Origin of the sequence: Novosphingobium sp. BW1 (genome assembly GCF_008107685.1) — a bacterium.
In the GTDB taxonomy this organism is placed as follows: domain Bacteria; phylum Pseudomonadota; class Alphaproteobacteria; order Sphingomonadales; family Sphingomonadaceae; genus Novosphingobium.
On record NZ_VIRF01000058.1, the window covers coordinates 17,254 to 42,670 of the forward strand.

Below are 25,417 nucleotides of genomic sequence, written 5' to 3' on the forward strand. Positions count from 1 at the left end.
GGTGCCCTATATGCGGTTTTTGCTCCTAAGGGATATTAGATGATTTGGGATTATCCATAAGCTGCGTTATATGGGGTCATGGCCCTGACACAACTGCGCAGTTTCGTGGAAGTCTACCGGCAACAATCGCTTAGCGGTGCCGCACGCAGCTTGGGCCTGACCCAGCCTGCAATCTCGCAGCATATCGCCGCGCTTGAGGTCGCAATCGGCCATGCGCTCTTCGTGCGCTACGCCAAGGGGGTGCGCCCCACCGTTATCGCTGACGAAATGGCCGCAGGGCTGGGCGATACCCTCGACATGGCCGAGGCCGTCCTGGCGCGCACCCGCGCCCGTTCGCGCGACCAGACCGGGATCGTGCGGATCATGGGCCAGGCCGATTTCCTCGCCGAAATGGTGGTGCCCCGGCTCGTTTCGCTGGTGCGTGCGGGCATGCAAATCCGTTTCGCGGCAGCGGACCATGCGCAGATGGCGGCTGGCGTGCTGGAAGACGACTGCGATCTGGCTCTGTCGGGCTACCCGGTTCTTGACGGCAACGTGCGTAGCGAGATGGTGCACGAGGAACGTCTGCACGCGGTCGCCTCGCCTGCGGTAGCCGCGCGGATCATGGCTGCGCCCGACCTGGGCCAAGCGCTTCACGATGAGCCGGTACTGGCCTTCAACATCAAGCAGCAGCTCATTTCGACCTGGCTGGGCGCCAATGGCTTGGCACGCCATGCACTTCCGCCCGCCGTCATGGGTCAAGACCTCAGGTGCCTCCAACGGATGGTCATGGACGGCTTTGGCTGGTGCGTCCTGCCCAGCTACTTGTGCGAGCGGCACATCGCGAGCGGCGAACTCATCGAGATCGAGCCGCCGGTCGAGATGCCCGTCAACCGCTACTTCCTGATCTGGCTGCCAAAGGTCCTGCGGGAACCGCGGATCGCAGCGGTGCACCAGCTGATCCGCGAGAAGTTCCGCGAGGACGCGGCGCTGCCTCAGGCCTTATAGGTCCGGCGCAGAACGTCGGCATAACGGGCCACGTCCTCCATGCGGCCCGTGCTGACGCGCGAGTATTGCGTCCAGGTTCCGTAGGCGGGGCGGATAGCGACCTGGGCCTTGGCCATTTCGACCTTCAGGGCATCGGCATCGGGGACCTGTACGTAGACGAAGCTGGCGTCGGAGGGCAGGGCGGTGAGCCCCGCAGTGCCGACCGCGTCCATGATGGCCTCACGCGCTTCGAGGATGCGGGCCTTGGAATAGGAAAGGAAGGCCTCGTCCTGGCAGGAGGCGATTCCGGCGGCAAGCCCGGCGCTGTTACCCCCAAAGCTCATCAGATAGCCGCGCAGCTTCTCCACCATCGCGGGCGAGGTGAGCGCATAGCCCAGACGCAGCCCTGCCATGCCGTAGATCTTGGAGAAGGTGCGGCAGATGATGAGGTTTTCGCGCTCAGCCAGGAGATCAACCATCGAGGTGTATTCGGGCCGCGCGGTCAGCTCCATGTAGGCTTCGTCGACAAGGACGGTGATCGCCGGATCGACCCCGCGGATGAAGGCGCGCAAGGTATCGCCGTCAAGCGACATGGCGGTCGGATTGTTGGGATTGCAGATATGGATGAGGCCGATGTCCGGGGTGATCGCGGCCTTCATCGCGGCAAGGTCGATCCCCATGTCGGGGGCGAGCGGAACGCGCTTCAGCTTTGCACCCTTTTTTTCGGCATACGTGACGGTGGTGTCCCAGAACAGGTCCGGGCACAGGATGGCGCCTTGCTTGGCCAGCGCCATGGAGGCGCAGCACAGGACCTCGGTGGAGCCCGAACTCACGATGACGTGATCCGGGGCAAGGCCAAAGCGCTCGGCGATCATGTCGGTAAGGTAGGCAACGCCTCGGTCGGCGTAGTAGGCGCCGTGGCCAGAGGCCTGCGTGAGGGCCTGGAGCGCCTTGGGCGAGGGGCCGAAGGGGTTCTCGTTTCGGCTGAGCTGGGCAAGCCCCGAAGGCGGTCCGAACAGGTCGCCGACCGTGCTTGGCGGCGGAACCGGCGAAGCAGCCAGCGCCGGGCGCGAAGCGCCCGTTGCGGCAAGGCCCAGCGCCGTTCCGGCGGTCGCGCTGCCGATCAGGGCGCGGCGGGTGAAGGCATGGGACATCGGGCGTTTCCTCCTTACGGGATTGGCGGGTGGTTCGGGTCTCGGAAAGTCCTTGCGGGGATCAGCCTCCAAGTCCGTTGCGGACCATGGTGAAGGCGACGAAGAGCAGATAAAGACCGAAGATCGGGCGCAGCACCGCGGCGGGCAGGCGGTGCGCGGTTGCCGCGCCCCAGGGGGCCGAGATGATCGAGGTGCTGACGATGGCGAGCGTGGCCGGAAGGTTGATGTAGCCCAGCGATCCGCTCGGCAGGTCGGGCGCGCCAAGACCGATGGCGATGAAGCCCAGAGTGCCCGGCACCGCGATCAGGAAACCGACGCCCGATGCCGTCGCAATGGCGCGGTGGATGTCCTTGCCGCACAGCGTCATGACGATGATCGCGATGGTGCCGCCTCCGATACCCAGCAGAGAGGAAAAGGCGCCGATGCCCCCTGCGATTCCGACCCGGGCGAGGCCGCTGGGAAGTTCGTCACGTAGGTGGCGTTTGGCAAGGACGGGAAAGAGGAAATGAAGGGCCATGACGAGAACGCCCGCCCCGAAGATGAGCGCGAGCATGGCCCCGCTGACCCGTGCAGCAAGCAGCACGCCGGCGGCCACGCCAAGGACGATCCAGGGCGCCCAGGCCTTGAGCAGCGCGAAGTCGACCGCCCCGCGCCGGGCATGGGCTTGAACCGAGCGCAGCGAGGTGACGAGGATCGTGGCGAGCGAAGTGCCGATGGCGACATGGGCGAGGCTCTCGGGCGTCCCTCCCAGTAGCGGAAGCATGATGAAAAGCACCGGCACGACCACGAAGCCGCCGCCGATTCCGAAAAGCCCGGCGGCAAAACCCGAGGCGAGGCCCGCACCCAGCATGAGCGCGAGCGGAAGGGGCCAGGTCCAGACGTCCGCCATCATGCCGCGCTGCGGCGCAGGTGCGCGGACAGGCGGGCGATGGGCTCCCCCGGAACGCGGGGCATGGGCGAAATTGCAAGGCCAGGCGGAGTGTCACGTCTGTGCATGGCGAGCGAGTATGTCGCAGTAATCGCGCACAGGCGAGCCCTTAAATTTCGGCAATGCAGCAAATGCGTGGCAGACACGGAATAGAGATGCGCTGGCTCATAAGCGCGAACGTGCTTGAACTGCCGCGAACCTTTCTGGAATAAGTCGGGAAAGGCATGAAAAAAGCCGTCAGGCAGGAGACCTACCGCAGATGAGTATCCATGTGACCCTCGAGCGTGACCACCACGTTGCGAAGATCCATTTTTCCAAGCCGCCCCACAACTTCGCCTGTCCCGACCTGATGCGCCAGATTGCCGATGCGCTTTACAAGGTGGACAGTGATCCGGCTCTGCGCTGTTCGGTCCTGACCTCGCAAGGGCGCTCGTTCTGTGCAGGCGCGGATCTTGCCGGGGACACCGCGATCGCGGGCAGCAGCGGCATGGCCGCAATCTCCAAGCTCTACAACCAGGCCGAGCGCATATTCCGCCGCCGCAAACCGATCATCGCCGGGGTGCAGGGCGCGGCCATAGGTGCGGGGCTGGGCCTTGCCATGGCCGCCGATTTCCGGGTCGCGGATCCGACCACGCGGCTCTCGGCCAATTTTACCCGGCTTGGCTTTCACCCTGGTTTCGCGCTGACCTACACCCTGCCGCGGCTCCTTGGCCCTCAGCGGGCGAGCTGGATGATGCTTTCCTCGGAGCGCGTGAAGGGTAAGACCGCGCTCGATTGGGGGCTTGTCGACCGCATGGTGGACGAGGGCAACGTGGCCGAAGAGACGCTTGCCATGGCACACGAGATTGCAGGCAATGCCCCATTGGCGCTCTTGGCCGTGCGACGCACGCTGATGGACGGTACAGCCAACGCGGCGGTGGCGGCGATGCGGCGCGAACATGCCGAGCAGTCGGCTTTGCGCGCGACGGCGGACTACGCCGAGGGTGTCGCCTCGGTCTTCGAACGGCGCCCGGCACACTTCATCGGGTCGTGAGGGCCCGCCGCCTTCAGGTGTGGTTGAAGAAGCGGGGGTAACGGTCGACGAAGCGCTGCAGCCAGTCGCGCCGTCCCTCCTTGCGAGCCTGGAGCATGTAGACAAGGCCGATCAGGCTAGCGGTGAGCGCGCCCAGTGTATCGACGATGAGGTCCCACATTGTGTCGGTGAGGCCCGAAGGGTCGTTCAGCATCGGCTTTTGCATGTTGAGCCCGAAGAGCTGGTCCATCGTGAACTCGAAGATTTCCCAGATCGCGCCAAGCCCGACGCTGAAGAAGAAGGCGAAGAAGGCCAGGAACGAGGGGCGCATGTGCAGGCTCACCGTCTCTGTTTCGTTGAGCATGTAGAGCGTGAGAAAGCCGAGCAGTCCCAGCATCACGCCCGAACAGGTGTGGAGTGCGATGTCCCACCACCAGAACTTCTCGTAGAAGTCTCCCACTTCGCCCAGGAACAAGGTCGCGAAGACGAAGATGACCGCGAATATCTGGATTTCGACCGGCACGTTGGCGATGAGGCGCCGGTGCACGGTCACCGGAATGGCGATGACGATCATGAGGCCGGTGACGAGGAACACGTGGGCCCAGCGCGCCGAGATCACCAGCGTGACCAGCTCGATGCCCATGATCGCCAGGAAAAGGTAGGTCACCAGGACCTGCACGCGCGGCGGTGCGTTGGTACCCATGACGGTCTTGCTGGGCTGCGCGTTGCGGGGGCTCGATGGCTTTGCGATCGGATCCTGCTTTGGCACGATAATTTCACACCTTGGTTACGAGTGCAGTGTCTTGGGTGTCAGGTGTTGCTTGACCTGCACCGCAAAGTCCCGGATGCAGGGACAGCCTACAACAGGACATACCGGGGACAACACCCGCAAAGTCGGAAGGATGCGCCGCCGTTCATGGTGGCGGGAAGAGGAGAGAGATGACAGCGACCCCCGATTTCGATTTCGGTCTGGGCGAAAGCGCGCAGATGATCCGCGAGAGTGTGGCGCGCTTCGCGTCCGAGCGCATAGCGCCGATTGCAGCTCAGATTGACCGCGAGGACCGGTTCCCTCGCGAACTCTGGCCCGAGATGGGCGCGCTCGGTCTCCACGGTATCACGGTGGAGGAAGAGTGGGGCGGGATCGGTCTTGGCTATCTCGAACATGTCGTGGCGGTCGAGGAAGTCAGCCGCGCCTCGGCCTCGGTCGGCTTGTCCTATGGCGCGCATTCGAACTTGTGCGTCAACCAGATCCGCCGCTGGGGCAGTGATGCGCAGAAGGAGAAGTACCTCGCCCCGCTCATCAGCGGCGAACATGTCGGCAGCCTCGCCATGTCCGAGGCGGGGGCGGGTTCGGACGTCGTGGGCATGAAGCTGCGCGCCGAGGCGGTCCCTGGCGGCTGGCGTCTCGATGGCACGAAGTTCTGGATCACCAACGGGACTTATGCCGATACCCTGGTTGTGTACGGGCGTACCGATGCTGAAGCGGGTTCGCGCGGGATCACTGCGTTCTTGGTCGAAAAGGGCAGGGAAGGCTTTTCTATCGGCCAGAAGATCGACAAGCTTGGTATGCGCGGCTCGCCCACGTGCGAGCTCGTCTTCGCCGATTGCTTCGTGCCCGAGGCGAATGTGCTCGGCCCGGTCGGGGGCGGAGTTAAGGTGTTGATGAGCGGCCTCGACTACGAGCGCGTGGTGCTGGCTGGCTTGCAGCTAGGTATCATGCAGGCCTGCCTCGATACCGTCATTCCCTATGTGCGCGAGCGGCGCCAGTTCGGTGCGCCCATCGGCACGTTCCAGCTCATGCAGGCCAAGGTCGCGGACATGTATGTCGCGCTGCAATCGGCGCGGGCGTACGTATACGCCGTGGCGCGGGCGTGCGATGCGGGCAACACCACGCGCTTCGATGCGGCCGGAGCAATCCTGCTGGCGAGTGAGAGCGCGTTTCGCGTGGCGGGCGAGGCGGTGCAGGCGCTGGGTGGGGCGGGCTATACCACCGACTGGCCGGTTGAGCGCTACCTGCGCGATGCCAAGCTTCTCGATATCGGGGCGGGAACCAACGAAATCCGGCGTATGCTGATCGGCCGGGAACTGATCGGGGCGGGATAACCAGCGCTGGGCGATTGGCGAGGTTCCCTGCAACTTCGCCGTTCGTCCTCAATTGCATACAATATGTGTACGCCCGTCCACCCAGATTGAAGTTGTCTCCGGCCACTGATAGACCCGACCTGCATCGGGTAAGGAGTGACGCCGGTGTTTTTTTCTTGCCTGGAGTGAGCGGGTGACCCCAGCGTCGGCCAATCGGAGACTTTTTTCTCCCCTGATACTGGCTGCGGCATGTTTCCTCGTCCTCATGCCTGTAGGCCTCGTCGGGCTGGTCGCCTGGAAGCATGCCGAGGCCCGTGCCGGCGAAGCGGCCAAGGAAATGGCCGAGGTCGTTCTGGGCAAGGTGGTCGTCGCGGCCGATCAGGTCATGTCGGCCAATCGCCTTGCCCTGGACCTGAAAGGCGTCACGCCCTGTTCCGATGTCGCACTGGCAAGAATGCGCAGCATCGATCTGGGGTCCACCCTGCTTCAGGCGGTGGGCTATACACGGGACAATGCCATCGTGTGCTCATCGATAGACCGCGATGCGCGGATCGAGCTTGGAGAACCCTCGATCCGTTCGAACACCGGCGTCGAAGTCTGGTTGAATGTCCGGTTCGAACCCGAGGGACCTGGCTACTTCGTCATTGGCAGAGGTCCTTATGTTGCGGTCGTCCACAAGGACCTCCTGCTCAGCTTCGTGGAGATGCAGAAAGGGACCGCGGTCGCCGCGATTTCCTGGAGCAGCCGACGCGTGGTCATGTCCAAGGGGGCGTTCGATTTCGCTCCGTTCGCGGGGCGCGCCGGGTTGGACAAGGCCTTCTGGTCGGGCGATCATGTCGTATACCTGGCCAAGAACAGCCGCTACGATCTCGCCGTGGGCGCGGCGGTGCCGGGGTTCCTGGTCCGCCAGTTCTTTTCCCAGACCCTGGTCATGTTGGTGCCGATCGGCATCCTCATCGGGCTGCTGCTGGCCGCCATGCTTATCAGCATCATGCGCCACCGTACGTCCAGTGCGGCGCTCATTCGCAGTGGCCTGATGCGCGACCAGTTCTTCGTCGAATACCAGCCGGTCATTGACCTTGAGACGGGGCAGATCGCGGGCATCGAGGCTCTGCTGCGCTGGCAATGCGACGGGGATCGCGAGATCGGTCCGGATGAGTTCATCCCGGTCGCCGAGGAATCCGGTTTGATCCACGCACTGACCCTGCGTCTGTTCGAACTGATCATGCGCGATGCTCCACGCCTTCTGGTTCTGCGTCCCGATCTGCACATCGGTATAAACCTCTCGGCCAACGATCTTCACGATCCGAACCTGTCCGAGCGCGTCGGGCACCTGATGGCCGAGGCGGGCCTGGAGCCTCGCAACTTCGTGTTCGAAGCGACCGAGCGGGCTTTCATCGATGTCGAGCGCGCGGGCGATGCGATCCGCGCGCTGCGGGCGATGGGCGCCCGTATTGCCATTGACGATTTCGGAACGGGCTATTCCAGCCTGAGCTTCCTTGCCCAGCTTGATCTCGACTATCTCAAGGTCGACAAGCTCTTCGTGCACGCGTTGGGCGCAAATACCGCGACCAGCCATGTGACCGAGCGGGTGATCGAGATCGCCAAGGACCTGCACCTGCAGGTCATCGGGGAAGGCGCAGAGACTGAGGCGCAGGTCCAAATGCTGCGCGCGCTCGGCGTCGAGTACGCGCAGGGCTTCTATTTCGATCGGGCTCTTGACGTGAGTGTGCTGGAAGCGCGGCTTGCCGAAGAAAGTCCCTACCGCTTCACCCCGTAAGGGGCGAGGAGGGGAGGTCCTCGCCGTTAAGGCGTCCCTGCAATTCGGAACGCAGGCGCTCGACCAGCGTGCTGACTTTTGGGGAAAGGTGTTTGGGCCGCGGATAGACGGCCCAGATCGGTTCGTCCTCGGGGCATTCGGCGCTCAGCACTTCGCGCAAGGCACCGCTGCGCAGATGTGGGGCGGCGTAGAAGCGCGGGAGCTGGCACAGCCCCATGCCTTCCAGCGCGGCTTCCAGCACCATGATCCCGCTGTTCGCCTTCCAGCGTCCTTCGGGGCGGAAGGTCTCACCGCGCGCGAACTGCCACAAGCTGTTCGAACCCATCAGGCAGGCATGCGCCTTAAGGTCGCCAATGCGCAGGGGCACGCCGTGCTCTGCGAGGTAGGCTGGGGAGGCCACCGTCGCCATCGCGCGCGAGGCGACGCGAGTGGCGACCAGGCGCGAGTCTTCGAGGTGGCCGGTGCGGATCGCCAGATCATAGCCGTCGCGGATGAGGTCGACGACATCGTTGTCGAGGTCGCACGTGATGGCGATCTCGGGATACTCCTGCGCATAGCCGCGCAGGATTGGGCCGATGAACTGTTCGCCCAAAGTGTAAGAACACGTGATCCGAAGGTGGCCGCGCGGCGAACTGCTCGCTGTCATGGCGGCAATGGCATCGTCGCGCTCGGCAATGAGGCGGCTGCCGGTCTCGAAGAAGTGCCGCCCCGCTTCGGTCAGGCTGAGCGAGCGGGTGGTGCGGTGGAAGAGCTGGCTGCCCAGCCTTGCCTCGAGGCGGCTGACCGAGCGGCTCATGTGCGTGACCGACGCACCGAAACTGCGCGCCGCACCCGTGAAGCTGCTCGCGCGCGCCACACTCACGAATTCCTCAATGCCGTCCCAGGCCCCGCTCATGTCTCAGGCCTCATGGCTTTGGCCTCATGGATGTTCTCCTGCAAAGATTGTTCCTGTATGGTTATAATGCTTTGCAAAACAACCCCATTCACGCCAATCCGGCAACGCGCTAGAAGGCCCGTCAACGCCATTCGGCAGACTAGGAGATACCGCCCATGAAGACTCGCGCAGCCGTTGCGTTTGAAGCCAAGAAGCCGCTGGAAATCGTCGAAGTGGATCTCGAAGGCCCCAAGGAGGGCGAGGTCCTCGTCGAGATCATGGCGACCGGCATCTGCCACACCGACGCCTACACTCTCGACGGCCTCGATTCCGAAGGCCTGTTCCCCTCGATCCTGGGCCATGAAGGCGCAGGGATCGTGCGCGAAGTGGGCGCGGGGGTAACCTCGGTCGCGGTCGATGACCACGTGATTCCGCTCTACACGCCCGAATGCCGCCAGTGTAAGACCTGCACCTCGGGCAAGTCAAACCTGTGCACGTCGATCCGTTCAACCCAAGGCCAAGGCCTGATGCCCGACGGCACCAGCCGCTTTTCGTACAAGGGTCAGAAGCTCTACCACTACATGGGCTGCTCGACCTTCTCGAACTTCACCGTCCTGCCCGAGATCGCGCTGGCCAAGATACGCAAGGACGCGCCGTTCCAGACCTCATGCTACATCGGCTGCGGCGTGACCACGGGCGTGGGCGCGGTTGTCAACACTGCCAAGGTGCAGGTCGGCGACAATGTCGTCGTCTTCGGCCTGGGCGGTATCGGTCTCAACGTGATCCAGGGTGCCAAGCTCGCCGGTGCCAACAAGATCATAGGTATCGACCTTAACTCCGATCGTGAGGAATGGGGCCGCAAGTTCGGCATGACCGACTTTCTCAACACCAAGGGCATGAAGCGCGAGGACGTGATCGCCAAGGTTTTGCAGATGACCGACGGCGGCGCGGACTACACCTTCGACTGCACCGGCAACACCGAAGTCATGCGCACCGCGCTCGAATGCTGCCACCGCGGCTGGGGCGAGAGCATCGTCATCGGCGTGGCCGAGGCGGGCAAGGAAATTTCCACCCGTCCGTTCCAGCTCGTTACGGGCCGCGTGTGGAAGGGCTCGGCCTTCGGCGGCGCCAAGGGCCGGACCGACGTACCCAAGATCGTCGATTGGTACATGGACGGGAAAATCCAGATCGATCCGATGATTACCCACGTCATGGGTCTTGAAGACATCAACAAGGCGTTTGATCTGATGCACGCGGGCGAATCCATTCGCTCTGTCGTGGTTTACTGAGGAGACCCTTTACAATGTTCAGCCACATTTTCGTCGGCACCAACGATGCCGCGGCTGCCAAGACCTTCTACGACGCCGTCTTCGGGGCCTATGGCCTCAAGGAAGGCTTCGGGATCAAGGACGGCGCGGCGTACGTGTACTCCGACGGAACGGCCAACTTCATCGTCGGCGTGCCCGCCAACGGTGAGCCCGCGACGTTCGCCAACGGCGGCACGATCGGCTTCAAGGCCATCAGCCCCGAGGCGGTGGACGCGGCCTACAAGGCCGGTCTTGCAGCCGGAGGCACCTGCGATGGCGAACCGGGGCCGCGCGCCGCGTTCCCGGGCAGCTATGGCGCATACCTGCGCGACCCGGACAACAACAAGATCTGCCTCTGGCACGTGGCAGCGTAAGGAACCGCAGAAAATGAGCCTCGAGAAGGTATCGACCAACGCCAGCCATGGCGGCACCCAGGGCGTCTACACGCATCGCTCGGCCGAGACCGGCACCGACATGACCTTTTCGGTCTTCGTGCCCGACCACGCCGAGGGCGCGAAGCTGCCGGTCCTGTGGTACCTCTCGGGGCTCACCTGCACCCACGCGAACGTTACCGAAAAGGGGGAGTTTCGCGAAGCCTGTGCCCGGCACGGAATCATCTTCGTCGCGCCCGACACCTCGCCCCGGGGCGAGGACGTGCCTGACGAGGACACCTACGACTTCGGCAAGGGCGCCGGGTTCTACGTCGATGCAACGCGGGAACCCTGGAAGGCCAATTTCCGGATGCGTTCCTATATCGAGACCGAACTGCCCGCATTAATCGGGGAGGCGTTCCCCGCCGACATGGCACGCCAGGCTATCACCGGGCATTCGATGGGCGGCCACGGCGCCTTGACCATCGGCCTTCGCAACCCTGAGCGTTTCCGCTCGATCAGCGCGTTCTCGCCGATCGTCTCGCCGCTGGCGTGTCCCTGGGGCGAGAAGGCCCTGACCGGGTACATCGGCGGGGACCGGGGGGACTGGCGTGAATACGACGCCTGCGCCCTCATCGCCGATGGCGCGCGTGCGCCGCATCTGCTGGTCGACCAGGGCACGGCCGACGGATTCCTTGAGGAGCAGCTCAAAACCCTGCTTCTTGTCGAGGCCTGCGAGGCTGCGGGTATGTCGGCCACGATCCGCATGCAGGAGGGGTACGACCACTCCTATTACTTCATTTCGACGTTCCTCGGGGAACACGTCGCTTGGCACGCCGCGCACCTCTCGGCCTGAGCAGGAGGCCGCGCGCGCTGGTTTGACCGGAGCGGCATCACGACGTGTCTGTTCCGGTCAGGACCTTGCGAATCATTTGACGCGCGCGTCTCGGGATCGCGGCTGTTTGGGTTTCGGCGAGCCTTGTACTATCTTTTTTCGCCGTATTTGCTGCTCTGCGGCACGAAAATCAGCCCAAATTGTGCCCTGCCGCGAGGTTGGCCACTTCGCATCGGCAATGGTCCGAAATTGCGTCGGCTTAAGCCCTGCTGCAGTGCGAACATGCATATTGGACAACTGGACATTGTTGCATTTCCATGTCAGCAAATTTTAGGAATGCGAATTAATATTCCATAAAATAGCCATATTGTGGTGTTTTTAGTTTGCTGCACAATCAATCTGGCAAAAATGTGGTAATCTTGTTATACATCAAAGCGTCGAAGGGCCATTCGGGATGACACTAAGAAGTGCACCCGGATGTTTGGAGTAAAACAAGGCTGGCTTTGCAAAACGCAAGATGCCGACCCCTATTTGAGGATGTCACCGTGCAGGTCGCAAGCAAGAAAAGCATCATGTCCGATCCCGGTCCGCGGCAGGTCTATGCCATGCAGCGTCTGGAAAACCGTGCCGGTGAGCACGATCCGCGCGGGCTGATCGCGGGCTTCATGCTCAGTCTGGCGTGCTGGGCTGCCTTGGGCTTCTACCTTCTCCACTGATCGGGACCTTCTCGGGCGGGAACGCGCGGGGTTGCCTGCGCGTTGCTGCACCATGGCCATTGATCGCACCCACTTGTCCGAAACCTCCGTTCGCGCGCGGGACAAGGCGCGCGAGGATGAGCTGCCGCGTTCGCGTGCGGCCGCAGCCGTCATTCCGGCGGTGCTGTTCGGGCTCGGCATGGCGATCGCCGCCTTCGCGCTGCCGTTTGGCGGCTCGGCTGTGGCCGGGAATGCCGACGGTGCGGACGCTTCGCCGCAAGCTTCCGGAAATTAGGCCTGAGGGCCACCAAATGCGGGATGCCCAAATGCCTGGCCGCGTGCCTACGCGGGATTGAAGGTACGGCCTCCTTACAGGCACTATCCCGGACCGCCGGTTGTCAGCCTTGCAGGAATGCCCGCACATCCTCGACGAAGCGGCCGAGCTGATCGTGATGGACCCAGTGCCCGGCGTCTTCGTACTCGATCAGCCGAGCATCGCGAAACAGGCCCATACGCTCGTCCTTGGCGGGGCTTTGCGCAAAGCTTTTGAGGCCTGCCATCAGCAGCACCGGACATGTGATCTCACCCCACAGGGCGTGAAGTTCGGGCGTGGTGACATCAATGGTTTGCGAAATCCGGATGTAGGGATCGAACTTCCAGCTCCAGCTGCCGTCTTCGTTGCGGCTGGCGCCATGGATGCTGAGGTGACGCGCCTGCGTTTCGCTCAGGAACGGGTTGGCGGCCAGCATGCGTTCGAAGGCCGCGCGGCGGGTCGTGTAGCGGCGTGCCGGGTGCCCGGCAGCCTGACGCTTGCTGGAAATCCAGGTGCGCAGCCTGTCAGCGGGCGATTGCCGCTCCCGGTCGCGGCAGGCCCCCTCAACAGGACGCAGGCCTTCGATGGTGACGAGTTTTGCAACGCGCTCGGGATAGAGCGCGGCAAAACGCGTCGCGATGGCACCGCCCAGTGAATGGCCCACGATACTGACCTGCGGATGACCCAGCGTGTGGACAAGTTGCGCCATGTCGAAGACGAAGGCGTCCATCCCGTAATGCCCCTCGCGCGACCAGTCGCTGTCGCCATGTCCGCGCAGATCACATGCCAGTCCCGGCGCAGTTCCTCGGCCACCCAGTCCCAGCTGCGGCAATGGTCGCGCCCGCCGTGCTGCAGGATCAACGGGGGTGCGTCGGGGTTGCCCCATTCCACGTAATTCAGACGCAGGCGCTGCGAGACGAAACGGTTGGAAGTAGGGCCAAGTTGGGAGTCCATGAAGGAGAGGTGGCCCGACCCTGCTGGAAGGTCAACTCCCTCACGCCCGCCTTCGCGTCTTGAAGGGGCGGGCAAGCATCGATTTAGACAGGCCACGAAATCCTTTCCCCGCCCGACTTGGCAAAGGGGCCGGAAAGTTCCTATTTCCCCCGCTCGATATTCGCCCGATTCCTGCATTTCTCCGGAGACCGCCCGATGGCAACCAATCACAAGACCCGCATGCTCATTATCGGTTCGGGGCCTGCTGGCCTCTCCGCCGCGATCTATGGCGCGCGCGCGGGCATGGAGCCGATCGTGGTGCAGGGCCTGCAGCCCGGCGGCCAGCTCACCATCACCACCGATGTGGAAAACTACCCGGGCTTTCGCGAAGTGATCCAGGGCCCCTGGCTCATGCAGGAAATGCAGGCCCAGGCCGAGCATGTGGGTACGCGCATGATGTGGGACACGATCACCGACGTGGACCTCTCCGGCCCGACATTCGTCGCGACCGGCGACGGCGGTGACACCTACGAGGGTGACACGCTGGTGATCTGCACCGGCGCGCAGGCCAAGTGGCTGGGCGTTCCGGGCGAGCAGGAACTCTCGGGCAAGGGCGTCTCGGCCTGTGCGACCTGCGACGGGTTCTTCTATCGCGGGAAGAAGGTCGTGGTGATCGGCGGCGGTAACACGGCCGTGGAAGAGGCGCTCTACCTCACCAACCATTCGGACAACGTCACCTTGATCCACCGCCGCGATTCGCTGCGCAGCGAGAAGATCCTGCAGGATCGCCTCGAAGCGAATCCCAAGGTTTCGGTCCTGTGGAACAAGAAGGTTGACCAGTTCCTTGCCGGGGACAACGGCGAACTTCGCGCGCTCGCGCTCACCGACACAGTGAGCGGCGATGCCATCGAATTCGAGGCCGACGGCGCGTTCGTCGCCATCGGCCACGCGCCAGCGACCGAACTGTTCAAGGGCAAGCTGGCGATGGACGACACTGGTTACCTGCTCGTTACTCCCGGTACGCCCAAGACCGACGTTGCGGGTGTCTTTGCCGCCGGTGACGTCTGCGACCACACCTACCGCCAGGCCATCACGGCGGCGGGCATGGGCTGCCAGGCTGCGCTCGACGCCGAGCGTTACCTCGCCGAGAAGGAATTCGCGAACATGACCGAGACCGTTCAGGGCTGATCAGCCGGGCGCCACTGCGCGCCCTCGCAATAACGATCTCAAAGCGGGCTGGAATGCACAGGATTATCCTGCGTTTCGGTCCGTTTCGCGTAAGACCTCCAAGATCTGCGCAAAAAGCCAATCCTGCGCATCGGGCTCGACGTAACTGTGCGAGGCCCCCGGGCAACGATGGATGCGCGGGTCAGCCTTGTTCCAGCGGGCCAGGAACGTCTGTCCGGTTCGGTCGCGCTCGGCGATGAGGACGCGGATCGGCCCGTGAAAGGTCGCAATCCCGGCCGCAAGTTCACCCACAAGGCCCCTGGCGGCAGGCGCAGGTCGAAGCGCGGCGATGAGGCTTTGGACAAGTGCTCCCAGGCGGACCTTGCCTGACAGCAGGCGCCGGATTGCGGCGGGATCGGTCAGGCGCTGGCGGTAGTGCGCCCGGGTCGCCTCGGGCGTGGGCGCTGCCTCCTCTTCACCCTCGATGGTCCAGGGGTTGGAGAGGACGAGTGCGGCACACCCTTGCCCGCGCATTAGCATGAGGGCGGACGCGCCATCGCAATTGCCGAAGGCGACGATGCGAGCCACCTGCGGGCACTGCCGTCGCAGCTCCTGGTGTGCGGCGGTGATGTCCGGGCCACTCGTGCGAAACCCGCTGTTGGCTCCCTCGCTATCGCCTACGCCGCGCCGGTCGAAGCGCAGGACGGGATATCCGGCCTGGGCAATCCGGGCGGCGAGCGCGGCCTGCCCATCCCAGGCCCCGGCGCGCGTCTCGTTGCCGCCGCTCACGATCAGGAGCGCGGTGGCGCCGTCCGCAATGTCGAGCGTTCCGGCAAGGTGCTGGTCTGCACATGGGAACAGGATGGGCCGTCGTCTCATGGCCGGGCGCTCCGTTCCACCCACTCGGCGACGGCGCGCGCGAGCGTGTCGGCCTGCTCCGGGCTCTCGCCGGGCTCGGCGCGCAGCCAGAGGCCCGCACCGCCCACCTGCGATTGGGGGAGGTCTTGCGCATCGCCACGCGGCTCGGCCCGTTCAAGGTCGGTGAAAAGGGGCGCGCCGATGCGATAGCCGTTGAGGTCAAGGCCCTCGGCGCGGGCAAGCTCCTCCAGGGCGGCACGCGTCTCCGTGCGGCCAGCCTCACGCGCGGACAAAAGGCGTGCGCGCAGCATCTGGCGCAGGACCGCAGCGCCCGAGACGGGGGCGTAGTGGAGTGCAGGAAGGTGGCTGGGCGTAACCAACCCGCCGCCGCGAAAGCCAAGGACATGCGTTACGCCAAAGTGCGCCGCGCATGCTTCCATGGCGCCGCGCCAGCTAGCAAGGTCCTGCGTCTCCAGCTGAGCCAGGCTTTCGTTGCAGCCGGGAAGGTCAGGCAGCACGCTAGCGATGGTGTGGCGCCCCGCAATTCGGCGCAGGACCTCGACCGTCAGGCGGCGCAGGCGGTTGCCCTCATCGAAAAGTGCCGGGACGATTAGCAGGCGACAGGGCCCCGCGCCGTCGAAGGCGAGCGCGTGGGCGGGCTCTCTTGGAAATGTCGGATCGGGCCAGGCGATATAATCCATGTGCGCCCGCCCGATCCTTTCAGCCTTGCGCAGTCTTGGCAGAGACGAAGGCACGAAGAGCGCCGTAGGTTTCCAGCATCTCGCCGTCGATGTCCTCATCCTCGATCAGGATGTCGAAGCGGTCCTCGATTTCGGTGAGGAGGCCCGCGACGGCCATCGAATCGAGTTCGGGAAGGTGCCCGAAAAGGCCGGTGTCGGCCTCGAAGGTGGCGGTCTGTTCGGGTGCGAGGCCGAGCACGTCGGTGAGGATCGCGCGCAAGGTCTGGTCGGTGGTGTCTGCCATGGCCCTCTCGTAAACAGGCATATCTATCTCACGCGCGCCTCTAGCCGCGCTTGAGGTATGCGGCAAGGTGACGCGCGGCAAGGCGGCGCACCAACTGGGGCAGGTTGACAAGTGAACCGGGGCGGTATGCCTCGACGCGATAGCGTGGGCGTACAGCGTTCATCCAGTCGCACTTGTAGGCATCATCGCCGGTCCCGAAATCAACGAGCGCGACCTGGTCGGTGTCGAGCGTGTGGCGCAGAAGCGCAGCGGTGAGCACGGAGCCCGGCGACAGGGAGCGGGCACTCTCACGATGGGCAAGCTTGTGGATGAAGGCGGTGTTGCCTTCGACGCTCCACATCTGTGCCGCGATGGCGGGCCCCGTCGGGTCGGCGGCGTCATGGGCAAGGCCAAGGCGAAGGCGCCCGGCCGCGCCTTCCGCCTCGGCAAATGCGCGCAGGAAGGCAGGCGCGCCTTCCTCGCCCTTCCAGCTTTGCGCGTAGACAGATTCGTATTGCGCCCAGGCTTCGGGGTCAAAATGCGTGAGGACCTGGGTGCGCACCTTGCCGCTCTTGCGCTTGAGGGTCGTGCGCAAGGGGCCGGGGAGGGCGGCGCGACAGGCTGTGAAATCGCGCCCGCGAACTTCGAGGACGTGGTTGGTGTCGCACGGCTCGCAGAACACCCACCATCCGGCTGCGCGGAAGGCGAGGACCAGGGCGCGGGAGCTCCCGTCCTCCTCCGGTACCTTGTCAAGCGTGATGCGCCGGCCACGGGATCTAAGCGCCTTGGCAAGCAGCTCCAGCAGCGCCGGGTCGCCGCGCACGATAGGGCGAAAGCGGAAGGTGTACCAGTTGGCGAGCGCGACGAGATGGCCCGGCGCGGCCTCATGCAGGGCCAGCAGCGCCTCGCCAGCCTCGCTGCGGGCGCCGTGAAGGGTTCCGGAAAAGCCACAATGGCGCTCGAGCGCCTGCCACCACCACAGCCGGTCGAAGGGCGCGCGTGCGTACTCACAAAGCAGGGTATCGAGGCGTGTGCCAGGTTGGACTTCGCGCAGCGGCTGGTGGTAGATCGAGGTGCTAACCGAAATGTTCATGATTTGCGGGTCAATTCCATCGCCATGCGTCCCACCTTCTCACCCCCGTTGCCGGTCCCGGCGCGCCCTGTTGACCATGTCATCGAGATGGGGGAGGAGTCCGCTCCGGGCCTTGTGCTGCGCGAAACGGTGCTGGACTACAAGACCTTAAGATTGCGTGTGGGGCGTCTGGCCGCTTGGCTTGCGCGCGAGGTGTCCGAGCCGGGCGCGCGGGTCGCAACCTGGGCGGCGAAGGGCGAACTGGCCTGCCTCATGCCGCTTGCCGCCGCGCGGGCCGGGCTCGTCCATGTGCCAATGAACCCGCTTTTGAAGCACGCACAGGTGGCGCATATTCTCGCTGACAGTGGTGCCGCATTGCTGCTGGCCACGCCGAGCCGTCTGGCAACCCTTCAGGAAGGCGACGTGTCCGAAGGCTGTCGCTGCATTGAAGAGGCCGACGCGCTGGCGCAGGTCGCCCTGATGGATGAACCTCTGCCTCCCTCGGACGCCGACCCGGCCGATCTGGCCGCGATTCTCTACACCAGTGGCTCGACCGGCCGGCCCAAGGGTGTGATGCTGAGCCACGCGAACCTGTGGCTGGGCGCGGAGAGCGTTGCGCAGTACACAGAGCTCGGTGCGCAGGATCGCACACTGGCCGTCCTCCCGCTCGCTTTCGACTACGGCCAGAACCAGCTTTTCGCGACCTGGTTGGCCGGGGGCTGCGTGGTCCCGCTCGATTATCTTCTCCCGCGCGATCTGGTGAAGGCTGTGGGGCGCTACCAGATCACAACGCTGGCCGCCGTGCCTCCGCTCTGGGTGCAGGTGTGCGAGCTTGACTGGCCCGCCGATACCGCTGCGCATCTGCGCCGCCTGACCAACAGCGGCGGCGCGCTGACCCCGGACCTGGTGACACGGCTTCGCACGCTTTTCCCGCAGGCACGCCTGTACGCGATGTACGGCCTGACAGAGGCGTTCCGTTCGACCTACCTCGATCCGGCGTTGATCGAGGAGCGTCCGACCTCGATGGGCAAGTCGGTCCCCCACGCCGAAATCCTTGTCATCAACGACGCCGGTGAGATCGCGGCGGACGGCGAGGAGGGCGAGCTGGTCCATTGCGGTCCGCTGGTCGGGCAGGGCTATTGGCAGGATCCCGCACGCACGGCCGAGCGCTACCGTCCGGCTCCATCGGCCTCGCAATACGGAGGCGTCGCGGTGTGGTCCGGGGACCGGGTGCAGCGCGATGCGCAGGGCTTTCTCTATTTCGTCGGAAGGCGCGATGCGATGATCAAGAGTGCGGGCAACCGCATCAGCCCGCAGGAAGTCGAGGATGCGGCGCTCGCCAGCGGTCTTGTGGCCGAGGCGGTCGCGCTGGGCATTCCCGATGCGCGGCTGGGGCAGGCGGTCCACCTTGTCGTCCGGGCCGCCATGGACGCGCCCGAGGCACAGGAACGCCTTACGCGTGAACTGATGAAGGAACTCCCGAATTTCATGCAGCCCAAGGTCATTCACTGGCGCAGCGCACTGCCAACGGGGCCCAATGGCAAGATCGACCGGGCAGGTCTTACTGCCGAGATCCGGGCGCGCCTGACCGGCGAGGTGTCCGCATGAAGCCGCTGGGCCCCATTCCTTCAGGGTTCGAGGCTATCGACGGTGTGCTGGCCGTAGCCGGAAAACCCGTGACGCATTGGGTTGAGCAAGCCGGGGGGACACCGCTTTTCCTTTACAGCGCAGAGCGGATCCGCGCGCGGATCGCGCAGCTGCGCGCGGCCATGCCCGAACGTCTTGCGCTGCACTACGCGGTCAAGGCCAACCCGTTCGGCCCTGTACTTTCGCTGATGCACGGGCTGGTCGATGGTTTCGACATCGCCTCGGGCGGTGAACTGCGCGAACTCCTTGCCTGCGGCGTTTCGGGGGCAGAGATAAGTTTTGCAGGGCCGGGCAAGCGTGACCGCGAGCTGGAGGCGGCCATCGTCCACGGTGTCACGCTCAACCTCGAGTCCGAGGGCGAGGCGGACCGCGCGCTCGCCCTTGGCCAAAAGTTGGGCCTGCGCCCGCGTCTTGCTGTGCGTGTCAACCCCGACTTCGACCTGAAGGGCTCAGGGATGAAGATGGGGGGCGGAGCCAAGCCCTTCGGCATGGATGCGGAGCGCATTCCGGCCCTCGTGCGCCGCCTGCTGGACGCCGACGCGGACTGGCGCGGCTTCCACATATTTGCGGGCAGCCAGGCGCTTGATGCCAACGCGATTGCCGAAACGCAGGGGCAAACGCTCGAACTTGCCGCGCGGCTGGCCGAGGAGGTGGGGGAGGCGCCCCCCCACTGCAACTTGGGCGGCGGCCTTGGTATTCCCTATTTCGGTCCGGATCGCCCGGTGGACCTGGAGGCTGTCGGTGCGGCGCTGGCGCAGCGTTTCGACCAGCTTCCCGATATCCTTCAGGAGACGCGCTTCTGCATGGAGCTTGGTCGCTACCTGGTGGGCGAGGCTGGGGTCTATCTCACCCAGGTCCTCGACAGAAAAACGAGCCATGGTGAAACTTTTCTTGTGACGGACGGTGGGCTGCACCACCAGTTGGCGGCGTCGGGCAACTTCGGGACGGTGGTCCGGCGTAACTACCCGGTCGCCATTGCCACGCGCTTTGGCGAGCCGGTCGAGGAAGAGGCCTCGATCGTCGGGTGTCTCTGCACGCCGCTCGACAAGCTGGCTGAAAAGGCCGGTTTCCCGTGCGCTGACGTTGGCGATCTCGTCGCGGTCTTCTGCGCGGGCGCCTATGGTGCAAGCGCCAGCCCGGCTTTGTTTCTGGGGCAGGGGCCCGCCCTGGAGCGGCTTGTCTGATAACGATTGGAGAAAGTGACTGTCCATTGTGCCATTTCGGGACTGGGGCTAGAGTTAGTGCGTAAGGCTAACGCAATGTTCACCCTTTTTGCCCATAGGGCGAAATGGAATTTACCCGAGCCTTAACCTGTGCGCGAACGTGATGCGCGGGCGGGACGAACGGGATCAGAGGGAAGAAGACATGCGGTTTGATCGCCTTGCCACACTCGTGTCTGGATGCGCACTGGCCAGCCTTGCGCTGTCGGGCTGCGCCACGACCAGTGCGCCCGAACTCCCGCCGGCGACCTTCGTGGCGATGCAGGAGGGGCCGGGCGAGGAGTACATCATCGGCCCGCTCGACGATCTGACCGTCTTCGTGTGGCGCAATCCTGAACTCGGCGCAAAGGTCCAGGTGCGGCCGGACGGGCGCATCACAACGCCCCTCATTACCGACATGCCCGCCGTGGGCAAGACCCCCGCGATGCTGGCCGAGGACATCCGCCTGCAGCTTTCTCAGTACATCGAGGACCCGCTCGTCTCGGTAATCGTAAACAGCTTCTCGGGAACTTTCAGCCAGCAGATCCGGGTGGTTGGTGCGACCGAAAAGCCCGCCTCGATCCCCTACCGCGCGAACATGACGCTGCTCGACGCGATGATCGCGGTGGGCGGACTGTCGGAGTACGCGGCGGGCAACCGCGCGCGCCTGATCCGCTTCGACAAGACCAGCGGCAAGCAGAAGGAGTACAAGCTGCGCCTCTCCGACCTCCTCAAGGAGGGGGACAGCAAGGCCAACGTGATGCTCTCGCCGGGCGATGTCATCATCATCCCCGAGAGCATGTTCTGAAGGTCAGGGCGCAGCCATGAACACGCTGTATGAAGAACTGCTCGCAGCGATGCACAGCGTCTGGCACCGGCGCTGGATCGCGCTGGCCTGCGCCTGGGCGATCTGCCTGATGGGGTGGCTGGCCGTGGCGCTGATCCCCAACGCCTACGAATCGCATGCGCGTATCTTCATCCAGCTCGACGATGCCCTGGCCGAACAGGTGGGCATCGGCGTTGCCGACAAAAAGCGGGATATCGAGCGCATCCGCCAGACGCTGACGAGCGCGGTGAACCTGGAAAAAGTGGTGCGGGCGACGCGCCTGGGCGACACCATCGAAGATCCCAAGGCGATGGAGGCGGCGGTCCTGGCGCTGGGCAAGAACGTCTCGGTCGTCGCACAGCAGGACAACCTCTTCGAGATCCGGGCGACGGCGAGCAATGGGTCATTCTCCGATGCCGAGAACGCGAAGCTGGCCCAGAATGTCGCGCAGAAGCTGATTGACATCTTCCGCGAGGAAAACCTTTCGGGAAATCGCGGCGAGATGGCCGAAAGCCTCCAGTTCCTGAACCAGCAGCTCAAGCAGCGCGAGAGCGAGCTGGAATCGGCCGAGAACAAGCGCTCCGCGTTCGAGGCGCGGCATCCCGAACTGGCGCAGGGTGGCGCCCTCAACAACCAGCGGCTCGAGGCGGCGCGTTCGCAGCTGCGCGGGGTCGAGGCCGATCTTGCCGCTGCGCAGAGCGCGCTTGCGGCGATCAATGGCCAGATCGCGAGCACGCCGCGCACGATGCCGGGCGGCAGCGCGGGGTCGGCCAGCGCCGCTTTGGCGAAAGCCCAATCCGACCTGGCTTCGATGCGTGGGCGCGGCCTTACTGAGAACCATCCCGACGTCATTGCCGCGCGCAATCAGGTCAATGCCCTGAAGAGCGCCGCGGCTGCCGAGAGCGACAGTGGCGGGGGCATGCCGAACCCGGCTTACGCTTCGCTGGTCTCGATCCGCGCCGAACGCATGGCCAATGTCCAGGCGCTGGTCGCGCGTAAGGCCGCGTTGCAGTCCGACGTGGCCACGATGACCGCGAACGCCATTGCCAACCCCGAACTTGCGGCGGAGGCCAACCGCATCGCGCGTGACTACGACGTGCTGCGCCAGCAATATGACAAGCTCCTGCAGGACCGCGAGGAACTGCGGATTCGCGGGGAGGTGAAGACCGAACGCGAGGCGGTGAAGTTCGAGGTCGTCGATCCGCCGACGACCCCGCGTGCACCCGTTGCGCCCAACCGTCCGGTGCTGCTGATCGGCGTGCTGATCGTAGGTGTCGGCGGGGGCTGCGCGGCGGCCTTCGCGCTGAGTAAGGTGCGCTCGGTCTTCGCGACCACCGCCGGTCTGGAACGCGCAATGGGGCTTCCCGTACTGGGCGCGATCTCGCAGAACCTGACCGAGGGCGCGCGTGCGCTGCGGCGGCGCAGGCTCAAGTATTTTTACGGCGCGACGGCGGCGCTCGGCGGTCTTCTTGTCGTGCTGCTCGTGGTTGAGTTCGTCCAGCGGGGCATGGTCGCATGAGCGGGGAAGGCAAGATGAGCGAACCGGGCAAGCCGCCCTCCCACGATACGACGCCGCAGGGCGCGAACACGGCATCGGAGGCGTCTGTGGACGGCGCGGCGCAGGTGTCGGACAATTCTGAAAGTGAGAGCCCCTCTCTGATCGAGCGCGCCGCGCGCCGCTTCGATTTCGGCAGCTTCATCGCGCGTCCCGATCCGCTTCCCGCCGATGTTGCGGCGAAGGCTGCAGCGAGTGGCAAGGCGCGCCGGATCGTGCGCAACGACAACGCGGCAAAGCCCGCCGGAGAGCCTGAAAAGGCCGATTTGCAGCCCGCGAGCGCTTCGCCCCATCCCCGCCGCCGGGCGAGTGACTTTGCACCTGCACCCTCAGATCCCGCGCCCGTTACGGCAGCATCGGTGGAGCCGGTTCCGGCTCTCGTCGGGGAGCCGGTGGTCTTTTCCGGGACGCGCCATCCTATCGACCGCGATCGCCTGGCCGAGCATGGCTTGATCGTGCCCGAAGGGGCGGTGACGGCGCTTCTGGAAGAGTTCCGTATCGTCAAGCGGCAGGTGCTGCCCCAGGCCGCCGAGCTGCGCCGCAAGAAGGCGGGACCCGCCGCGCAGCGCGTGCTCATCAGTTCACCGCACCCGGGCGAGGGCAAGACCTATTGCGCTCTCAACCTCGCGCTTTCCATCGCGGCGGAGAAAGAGAGCGAGGTGCTCCTCGTCGACGCTGATTTCGCCAAGCCCTCGGTCCTCTCGGTGCTGGGCCTGCCCGGTGGGCGCGGCCTGATGGACGCGCTGATGGATGAGACGCTCGATGTGGCCGACTGCGTGCTCGGCACCGACATTCCGGGCCTGTGGGTCCTGCCTGCAGGCGAGGACACCAATACCGATAGCGAGTACCTGTCGAGCTCGCGCACGACCCGTGTGCTTGATCGACTGACGCAAGGCGCCCCGCAGCGCATTGTCATCTTCGATTCGCCGCCCGCGCTGGCCGCCTCGCCTGCCGCCGAACTGGCCAAGCATGTCGGTCAGGCCATTGTCATCGTGCGGGCAGACCGTACCGGGCAGGGGGCTCTTGACGATGCGATCAAGCTGCTGGATGGCTGCCCCAACGTGCAGCTCCTTCTGAACGGCGCGCAATTCAGCCCGAGTGGCCGTCGCTTCGGGTCCTATTATGGGTACAAGGACTGATGCGCGGCCATTTCCTTCTGACGTACGCAGGCGTGGTGCTCGCTCTTGCCTGCGTGTCCGGGTTTTATTCCGGCAGCGCCGCCGCGCAGACCATGGGCTATGGCGGGCTTGGCGGTGAGGACGCAGTCGGTCCCGGTGCTGCATCGGGTAACGGAACTTCGGGCAACGGATCTTCGGGCGGCGGGCAGGGCGAGAAGGCCACGGTCGGACGCCGCGTGGAAATCCGCCCCTATATCGAACTTGATCAGATCGTCAGCGCCCAGCTTTCACCGGGCAGCGACGTCCTGACTTATACCCAGGCTGCGGTCGGCGTCGACGCCGGGCTTCAAGGGCGGCGCACCGGCCTGTCGCTTTCGGCGCGCTATGCCCGCCAGATCGGTTGGGGCGATGGGCGGAACAGCGATGTCCTGAGCGGTGTCGCGCGCGGCTATGCGACCGTGACGCCGGGCCTCACGCTGGAGGCGGGCGGCCTTGCTACGCAATCCAGCTTCTCGGGCGGATCGGCGCGCTATCTGGGCGGAGACGACCGGCGGACGGTCTACTCGGTCTACGCCGGACCAACCCTCGCCACGCGCGCAGGCGCCGTGGATCTTCAGGGCAGCTACCGTGCGGGGTATTCGAGCGTAGAGCAGGGCAACGCCTTCTTGCCGGCTCCGGACGGCGAGCGCGTCACGCGCAGCGAGGACAGCTTGGTGCAGTCGGTCGAGCTTCAGGCGGGCGTCAAGCCGGGCACGGTGCTTCCCGTCGGCCTTGCCGTGGCCGGGAGCGCCTATCAGGAGGATATCTCCGTTCTCGACCAGCGCGTGCGCGACATGCAGGCGCGCGCGATGGTAACCTTGCCGGTGAGCCGAACCGTCCAGGTCGTTGGTGCCATCGGGTATGAGGATGTCGAGATTTCGAACCGCGACGTGTCCACCGATGCCGAGGATCGCCCCTTGATCGGGCGCGACGGGCAGTATGTGACTGACACAAGCTCGCCCCGTCAGCTTTCCTACGATGTCTCGGGCATCCTGTGGGACGTCGCCGTTATGTGGCGGCCGAGCCGGCGCACGTCGTTCTCGGCGCATGTGGGGCGCCGTTACGGCTCCACAACCTTCGGAGGCCAACTTGCCTACTCGCCCGATGACCGCAAGACGCTCAGCGTCTCGGTCTACGACAACCTGGCTGGCTTCGGAGGGCAGATCAACCGCGCGCTCAACGACCTACCGACCGATTTCGAGGCGGTGCGCGATCCGGTGACGGGCGACCTGGTGGGCTGCGTCAATTCGCTGGAAGGCGGCAACTGCCTTCCCGGCGTCCTGGGCTCGCTGCGCGCTTCGGCCTTCCGCGCGCGCGGCATCGCGGCCAGCTACACGATGCAGATTGGCCGCCTGAGCGCAGGGATCGGGCTTGGCTATGACCGGCGCAAGTACATCGCCGCGCAAGGGACCATTCTTGCCAGCGCCAATGGCATGGTCGACGAGAACACCTGGGCCTCGCTCTACCTGTCGGGGCCATTGGGTCGCAACGCGGGCTGGTCGACCAACGGCTATGTCAACTGGATCACGTCGACCGACACCACCTTCGGCGATGTCACGACCTATGGTCTGGCCGCGTCCTATTACCACATGATCACGCCGCGCCTGCGCGGCACCCTCGCCGTGTCGGTCGATGGTTCGAGCTACGACCTCGACACGGTGCGCGACTACTGGTCGCTGACAGGCCTTGCCGGCCTGCGCTACAACTTCTGACTTCGAGGGAG

The 25,417-nt window shown here is 64.9% G+C and carries 25 protein-coding genes; 16 read left to right on the top strand and 9 right to left on the bottom strand.

What is annotated here, in order from left to right; all coding sequences use genetic code 11:
* Window positions 1-78: 78 nt before the first annotated feature.
* On the top strand, window positions 79-987 hold the full coding sequence (locus FMM79_RS05145) for a LysR family transcriptional regulator (protein WP_148626472.1): 909 nt from the start codon (window positions 79-81) through the stop codon (window positions 985-987).
* Here FMM79_RS05145 and FMM79_RS05150 read toward each other — a convergent pair.
* Window positions 975-2,120: a histidinol-phosphate transaminase gene (locus FMM79_RS05150; RefSeq protein ID WP_148626473.1), complete on the bottom strand. Its 1,146-nt coding sequence runs from the start codon at window positions 2,118-2,120 to the stop codon at window positions 975-977. The genes FMM79_RS05145 and FMM79_RS05150 overlap by 13 nt on opposite strands.
* Window positions 2,121-2,181: 61 nt before the next feature.
* Window positions 2,182-3,012, bottom strand: coding sequence for a sulfite exporter TauE/SafE family protein (locus tag FMM79_RS05155; RefSeq protein WP_148626474.1), 831 nt, complete (start codon window positions 3,010-3,012; stop codon window positions 2,182-2,184).
* A 295-nt stretch (window positions 3,013-3,307) separates the two neighbouring features.
* Here FMM79_RS05155 and FMM79_RS05160 point away from each other — a divergent pair, with 295 nt between their 5' ends.
* Window positions 3,308-4,081, top strand: coding sequence for an enoyl-CoA hydratase/isomerase family protein (locus tag FMM79_RS05160; RefSeq protein ID WP_148626475.1), 774 nt, complete (start codon window positions 3,308-3,310; stop codon window positions 4,079-4,081).
* A 13-nt stretch (window positions 4,082-4,094) separates the two neighbouring features.
* Here FMM79_RS05160 and FMM79_RS05165 read toward each other — a convergent pair whose 3' ends face one another.
* On the bottom strand, window positions 4,095-4,829 hold the full coding sequence (locus FMM79_RS05165; RefSeq protein WP_240338997.1) for a hypothetical protein: 735 nt from the start codon (window positions 4,827-4,829) through the stop codon (window positions 4,095-4,097).
* 170 nt (window positions 4,830-4,999) lie between these two features.
* Between FMM79_RS05165 and FMM79_RS05170 the strand changes: the two genes are divergently transcribed.
* On the top strand, window positions 5,000-6,163 hold the full coding sequence (locus FMM79_RS05170) for an isovaleryl-CoA dehydrogenase (protein ID WP_148626476.1): 1,164 nt from the start codon (window positions 5,000-5,002) through the stop codon (window positions 6,161-6,163).
* 244 nt (window positions 6,164-6,407) lie between these two features.
* Window positions 6,408-7,922: an EAL domain-containing protein gene (locus FMM79_RS05175; protein WP_148626477.1), complete on the top strand. Its 1,515-nt coding sequence runs from the start codon at window positions 6,408-6,410 to the stop codon at window positions 7,920-7,922.
* On the opposite strand, the gene FMM79_RS05180 is transcribed toward FMM79_RS05175, so the two are convergent.
* Window positions 7,912-8,817, bottom strand: a complete 906-nt coding sequence (locus FMM79_RS05180) for a LysR family transcriptional regulator (protein WP_148626478.1) — start codon at window positions 8,815-8,817, stop codon at window positions 7,912-7,914. The two genes, FMM79_RS05175 and FMM79_RS05180, sit on opposite strands and share 11 nt — an antisense overlap.
* A gap of 155 nt (window positions 8,818-8,972) precedes the next feature.
* On the opposite strand from FMM79_RS05180, the gene FMM79_RS05185 reads away from it, so the two are divergent.
* The 5 genes from FMM79_RS05185 (at window position 8,973) to FMM79_RS05200 (ending at window position 12,299) form a co-directional block, all read left to right on the top strand.
* Entirely contained in the window at window positions 8,973-10,085 is a 1,113-nt protein-coding gene (locus FMM79_RS05185; RefSeq protein WP_148626479.1) for an S-(hydroxymethyl)glutathione dehydrogenase/class III alcohol dehydrogenase, read from the top strand.
* Between the two features lie 14 nt (window positions 10,086-10,099).
* Window positions 10,100-10,477, top strand: coding sequence for a VOC family protein (locus FMM79_RS05190; RefSeq protein ID WP_148626480.1), 378 nt, complete (start codon window positions 10,100-10,102; stop codon window positions 10,475-10,477).
* 13 nt (window positions 10,478-10,490) lie between these two features.
* Window positions 10,491-11,330 (top strand): S-formylglutathione hydrolase, encoded by an 840-nt coding sequence (gene fghA / locus FMM79_RS05195; protein ID WP_148626481.1) that lies wholly within the window; start codon window positions 10,491-10,493, stop codon window positions 11,328-11,330.
* Between the two features lie 551 nt (window positions 11,331-11,881).
* Window positions 11,882-12,025 carry a hypothetical protein gene (locus FMM79_RS21175; protein ID WP_153269313.1) on the top strand — a complete coding sequence of 48 codons (144 nt, stop codon included), beginning with the start codon at window positions 11,882-11,884 and terminating at the stop codon, window positions 12,023-12,025.
* 52 nt (window positions 12,026-12,077) lie between these two features.
* The gene (locus FMM79_RS05200) at window positions 12,078-12,299 is read left to right on the top strand and encodes a hypothetical protein (RefSeq protein ID WP_148626482.1); all 222 of its coding nucleotides are present in this window, start codon (window positions 12,078-12,080) and stop codon (window positions 12,297-12,299) included.
* 103 nt (window positions 12,300-12,402) lie between these two features.
* Here the strand turns inward: FMM79_RS05200 and FMM79_RS05205 are convergent, their stop codons facing one another.
* A complete protein-coding gene (locus tag FMM79_RS05205; protein ID WP_371710862.1) occupies window positions 12,403-13,149 on the bottom strand; it encodes an alpha/beta fold hydrolase in 747 nt (248 codons plus the stop codon).
* A gap of 317 nt (window positions 13,150-13,466) precedes the next feature.
* On the opposite strand from FMM79_RS05205, the gene trxB reads away from it, so the two are divergent.
* Window positions 13,467-14,438, top strand: coding sequence for a thioredoxin-disulfide reductase (gene trxB / locus FMM79_RS05210; protein WP_148626483.1), 972 nt, complete (start codon window positions 13,467-13,469; stop codon window positions 14,436-14,438).
* A gap of 63 nt (window positions 14,439-14,501) precedes the next feature.
* On the opposite strand, the gene FMM79_RS05215 is transcribed toward trxB, so the two are convergent.
* From FMM79_RS05215 to FMM79_RS05230, 4 genes are read right to left on the bottom strand one after another with little or no spacing between them, the layout of a single operon-like run.
* Window positions 14,502-15,296, bottom strand: a complete 795-nt coding sequence (locus FMM79_RS05215) for a hydrolase 1, exosortase A system-associated (protein ID WP_148626484.1) — start codon at window positions 15,294-15,296, stop codon at window positions 14,502-14,504.
* Window positions 15,293-15,976, bottom strand: coding sequence for a hypothetical protein (locus FMM79_RS05220; protein WP_148626485.1), 684 nt, complete (start codon window positions 15,974-15,976; stop codon window positions 15,293-15,295). Before FMM79_RS05220 ends, FMM79_RS05215 begins: the two co-directional genes overlap by 4 nt.
* 19 nt (window positions 15,977-15,995) lie before the next feature.
* Complete coding sequence (locus FMM79_RS05225; RefSeq protein ID WP_148626486.1) at window positions 15,996-16,259, bottom strand: acyl carrier protein; 264 nt, start codon at window positions 16,257-16,259, stop codon at window positions 15,996-15,998.
* 40 nt (window positions 16,260-16,299) lie between these two features.
* Window positions 16,300-17,331: a GNAT family N-acetyltransferase gene (locus FMM79_RS05230; protein ID WP_148626487.1), complete on the bottom strand. Its 1,032-nt coding sequence runs from the start codon at window positions 17,329-17,331 to the stop codon at window positions 16,300-16,302.
* A gap of 87 nt (window positions 17,332-17,418) precedes the next feature.
* Here FMM79_RS05230 and FMM79_RS05235 point away from each other — a divergent pair, with 87 nt between their 5' ends.
* The 6 genes from FMM79_RS05235 (at window position 17,419) to FMM79_RS05260 (ending at window position 25,406) form a co-directional block, all read left to right on the top strand.
* A complete protein-coding gene (locus FMM79_RS05235; protein WP_371710872.1) occupies window positions 17,419-18,918 on the top strand; it encodes an acyl-CoA ligase (AMP-forming), exosortase A system-associated in 1,500 nt (499 codons plus the stop codon).
* Window positions 18,915-20,141, top strand: a complete 1,227-nt coding sequence (locus tag FMM79_RS05240; protein ID WP_148626489.1) for a pyridoxal-dependent decarboxylase, exosortase A system-associated — start codon at window positions 18,915-18,917, stop codon at window positions 20,139-20,141. The genes FMM79_RS05235 and FMM79_RS05240 overlap by 4 nt, the downstream gene beginning before the upstream one ends.
* 181 nt (window positions 20,142-20,322) lie before the next feature.
* Entirely contained in the window at window positions 20,323-20,964 is a 642-nt protein-coding gene (locus FMM79_RS05245) for an XrtA/PEP-CTERM system exopolysaccharide export protein (RefSeq protein ID WP_148626490.1), read from the top strand.
* A 16-nt stretch (window positions 20,965-20,980) separates the two neighbouring features.
* Complete coding sequence (locus tag FMM79_RS05250; RefSeq protein WP_148626491.1) at window positions 20,981-22,501, top strand: XrtA system polysaccharide chain length determinant; 1,521 nt, start codon at window positions 20,981-20,983, stop codon at window positions 22,499-22,501.
* Window positions 22,498-23,676 carry an AAA family ATPase gene (locus FMM79_RS05255; RefSeq protein ID WP_240338998.1) on the top strand — a complete coding sequence of 393 codons (1,179 nt, stop codon included), beginning with the start codon at window positions 22,498-22,500 and terminating at the stop codon, window positions 23,674-23,676. The genes FMM79_RS05250 and FMM79_RS05255 overlap by 4 nt, the downstream gene beginning before the upstream one ends.
* Entirely contained in the window at window positions 23,676-25,406 is a 1,731-nt protein-coding gene (locus FMM79_RS05260; protein ID WP_148626492.1) for a preprotein translocase subunit YajC, read from the top strand. The genes FMM79_RS05255 and FMM79_RS05260 overlap by 1 nt, the downstream gene beginning before the upstream one ends.
* Window positions 25,407-25,417: the final 11 nt, after the last annotated feature.

What these genes read in the sequence shown, in the direction of transcription:
- FMM79_RS05230 (WP_148626487.1), bottom strand. Translation starts at nt 17,331, where the DNA reads ATGAACATTTCGGTTAGCACCTCGATCTACCACCAGCCGCTGCGCGAA.
- FMM79_RS05255 (WP_240338998.1), top strand. Translation starts at nt 22,498, where the DNA reads ATGAGCGGGGAAGGCAAGATGAGCGAACCGGGCAAGCCGCCCTCCCAC.
- FMM79_RS05190 (WP_148626480.1), top strand. Translation starts at nt 10,100, where the DNA reads ATGTTCAGCCACATTTTCGTCGGCACCAACGATGCCGCGGCTGCCAAG.
- FMM79_RS05180 (WP_148626478.1), bottom strand. Translation starts at nt 8,817, where the DNA reads ATGAGCGGGGCCTGGGACGGCATTGAGGAATTCGTGAGTGTGGCGCGC.
- FMM79_RS05250 (WP_148626491.1), top strand. Translation starts at nt 20,981, where the DNA reads ATGAACACGCTGTATGAAGAACTGCTCGCAGCGATGCACAGCGTCTGG.
- FMM79_RS05145 (WP_148626472.1), top strand. Translation starts at nt 79, where the DNA reads ATGGCCCTGACACAACTGCGCAGTTTCGTGGAAGTCTACCGGCAACAA.
- FMM79_RS05200 (WP_148626482.1), top strand. Translation starts at nt 12,078, where the DNA reads ATGGCCATTGATCGCACCCACTTGTCCGAAACCTCCGTTCGCGCGCGG.
- FMM79_RS05220 (WP_148626485.1), bottom strand. Translation starts at nt 15,976, where the DNA reads ATGGATTATATCGCCTGGCCCGATCCGACATTTCCAAGAGAGCCCGCC.
- FMM79_RS05175 (WP_148626477.1), top strand. Translation starts at nt 6,408, where the DNA reads ATGCCTGTAGGCCTCGTCGGGCTGGTCGCCTGGAAGCATGCCGAGGCC.
- FMM79_RS05240 (WP_148626489.1), top strand. Translation starts at nt 18,915, where the DNA reads ATGAAGCCGCTGGGCCCCATTCCTTCAGGGTTCGAGGCTATCGACGGT.
- FMM79_RS05155 (WP_148626474.1), bottom strand. Translation starts at nt 3,012, where the DNA reads ATGATGGCGGACGTCTGGACCTGGCCCCTTCCGCTCGCGCTCATGCTG.
- FMM79_RS05260 (WP_148626492.1), top strand. Translation starts at nt 23,676, where the DNA reads ATGCGCGGCCATTTCCTTCTGACGTACGCAGGCGTGGTGCTCGCTCTT.
- FMM79_RS05245 (WP_148626490.1), top strand. Translation starts at nt 20,323, where the DNA reads ATGCGGTTTGATCGCCTTGCCACACTCGTGTCTGGATGCGCACTGGCC.
- fghA (WP_148626481.1), top strand. Translation starts at nt 10,491, where the DNA reads ATGAGCCTCGAGAAGGTATCGACCAACGCCAGCCATGGCGGCACCCAG.
- FMM79_RS21175 (WP_153269313.1), top strand. Translation starts at nt 11,882, where the DNA reads ATGTCCGATCCCGGTCCGCGGCAGGTCTATGCCATGCAGCGTCTGGAA.
- FMM79_RS05225 (WP_148626486.1), bottom strand. Translation starts at nt 16,259, where the DNA reads ATGGCAGACACCACCGACCAGACCTTGCGCGCGATCCTCACCGACGTG.
- FMM79_RS05150 (WP_148626473.1), bottom strand. Translation starts at nt 2,120, where the DNA reads ATGTCCCATGCCTTCACCCGCCGCGCCCTGATCGGCAGCGCGACCGCC.
- FMM79_RS05235 (WP_371710872.1), top strand. Translation starts at nt 17,419, where the DNA reads ATGGGGGAGGAGTCCGCTCCGGGCCTTGTGCTGCGCGAAACGGTGCTG.
- FMM79_RS05215 (WP_148626484.1), bottom strand. Translation starts at nt 15,296, where the DNA reads ATGAGACGACGGCCCATCCTGTTCCCATGTGCAGACCAGCACCTTGCC.
- FMM79_RS05160 (WP_148626475.1), top strand. Translation starts at nt 3,308, where the DNA reads ATGAGTATCCATGTGACCCTCGAGCGTGACCACCACGTTGCGAAGATC.
- FMM79_RS05185 (WP_148626479.1), top strand. Translation starts at nt 8,973, where the DNA reads ATGAAGACTCGCGCAGCCGTTGCGTTTGAAGCCAAGAAGCCGCTGGAA.
- trxB (WP_148626483.1), top strand. Translation starts at nt 13,467, where the DNA reads ATGGCAACCAATCACAAGACCCGCATGCTCATTATCGGTTCGGGGCCT.
- FMM79_RS05170 (WP_148626476.1), top strand. Translation starts at nt 5,000, where the DNA reads ATGACAGCGACCCCCGATTTCGATTTCGGTCTGGGCGAAAGCGCGCAG.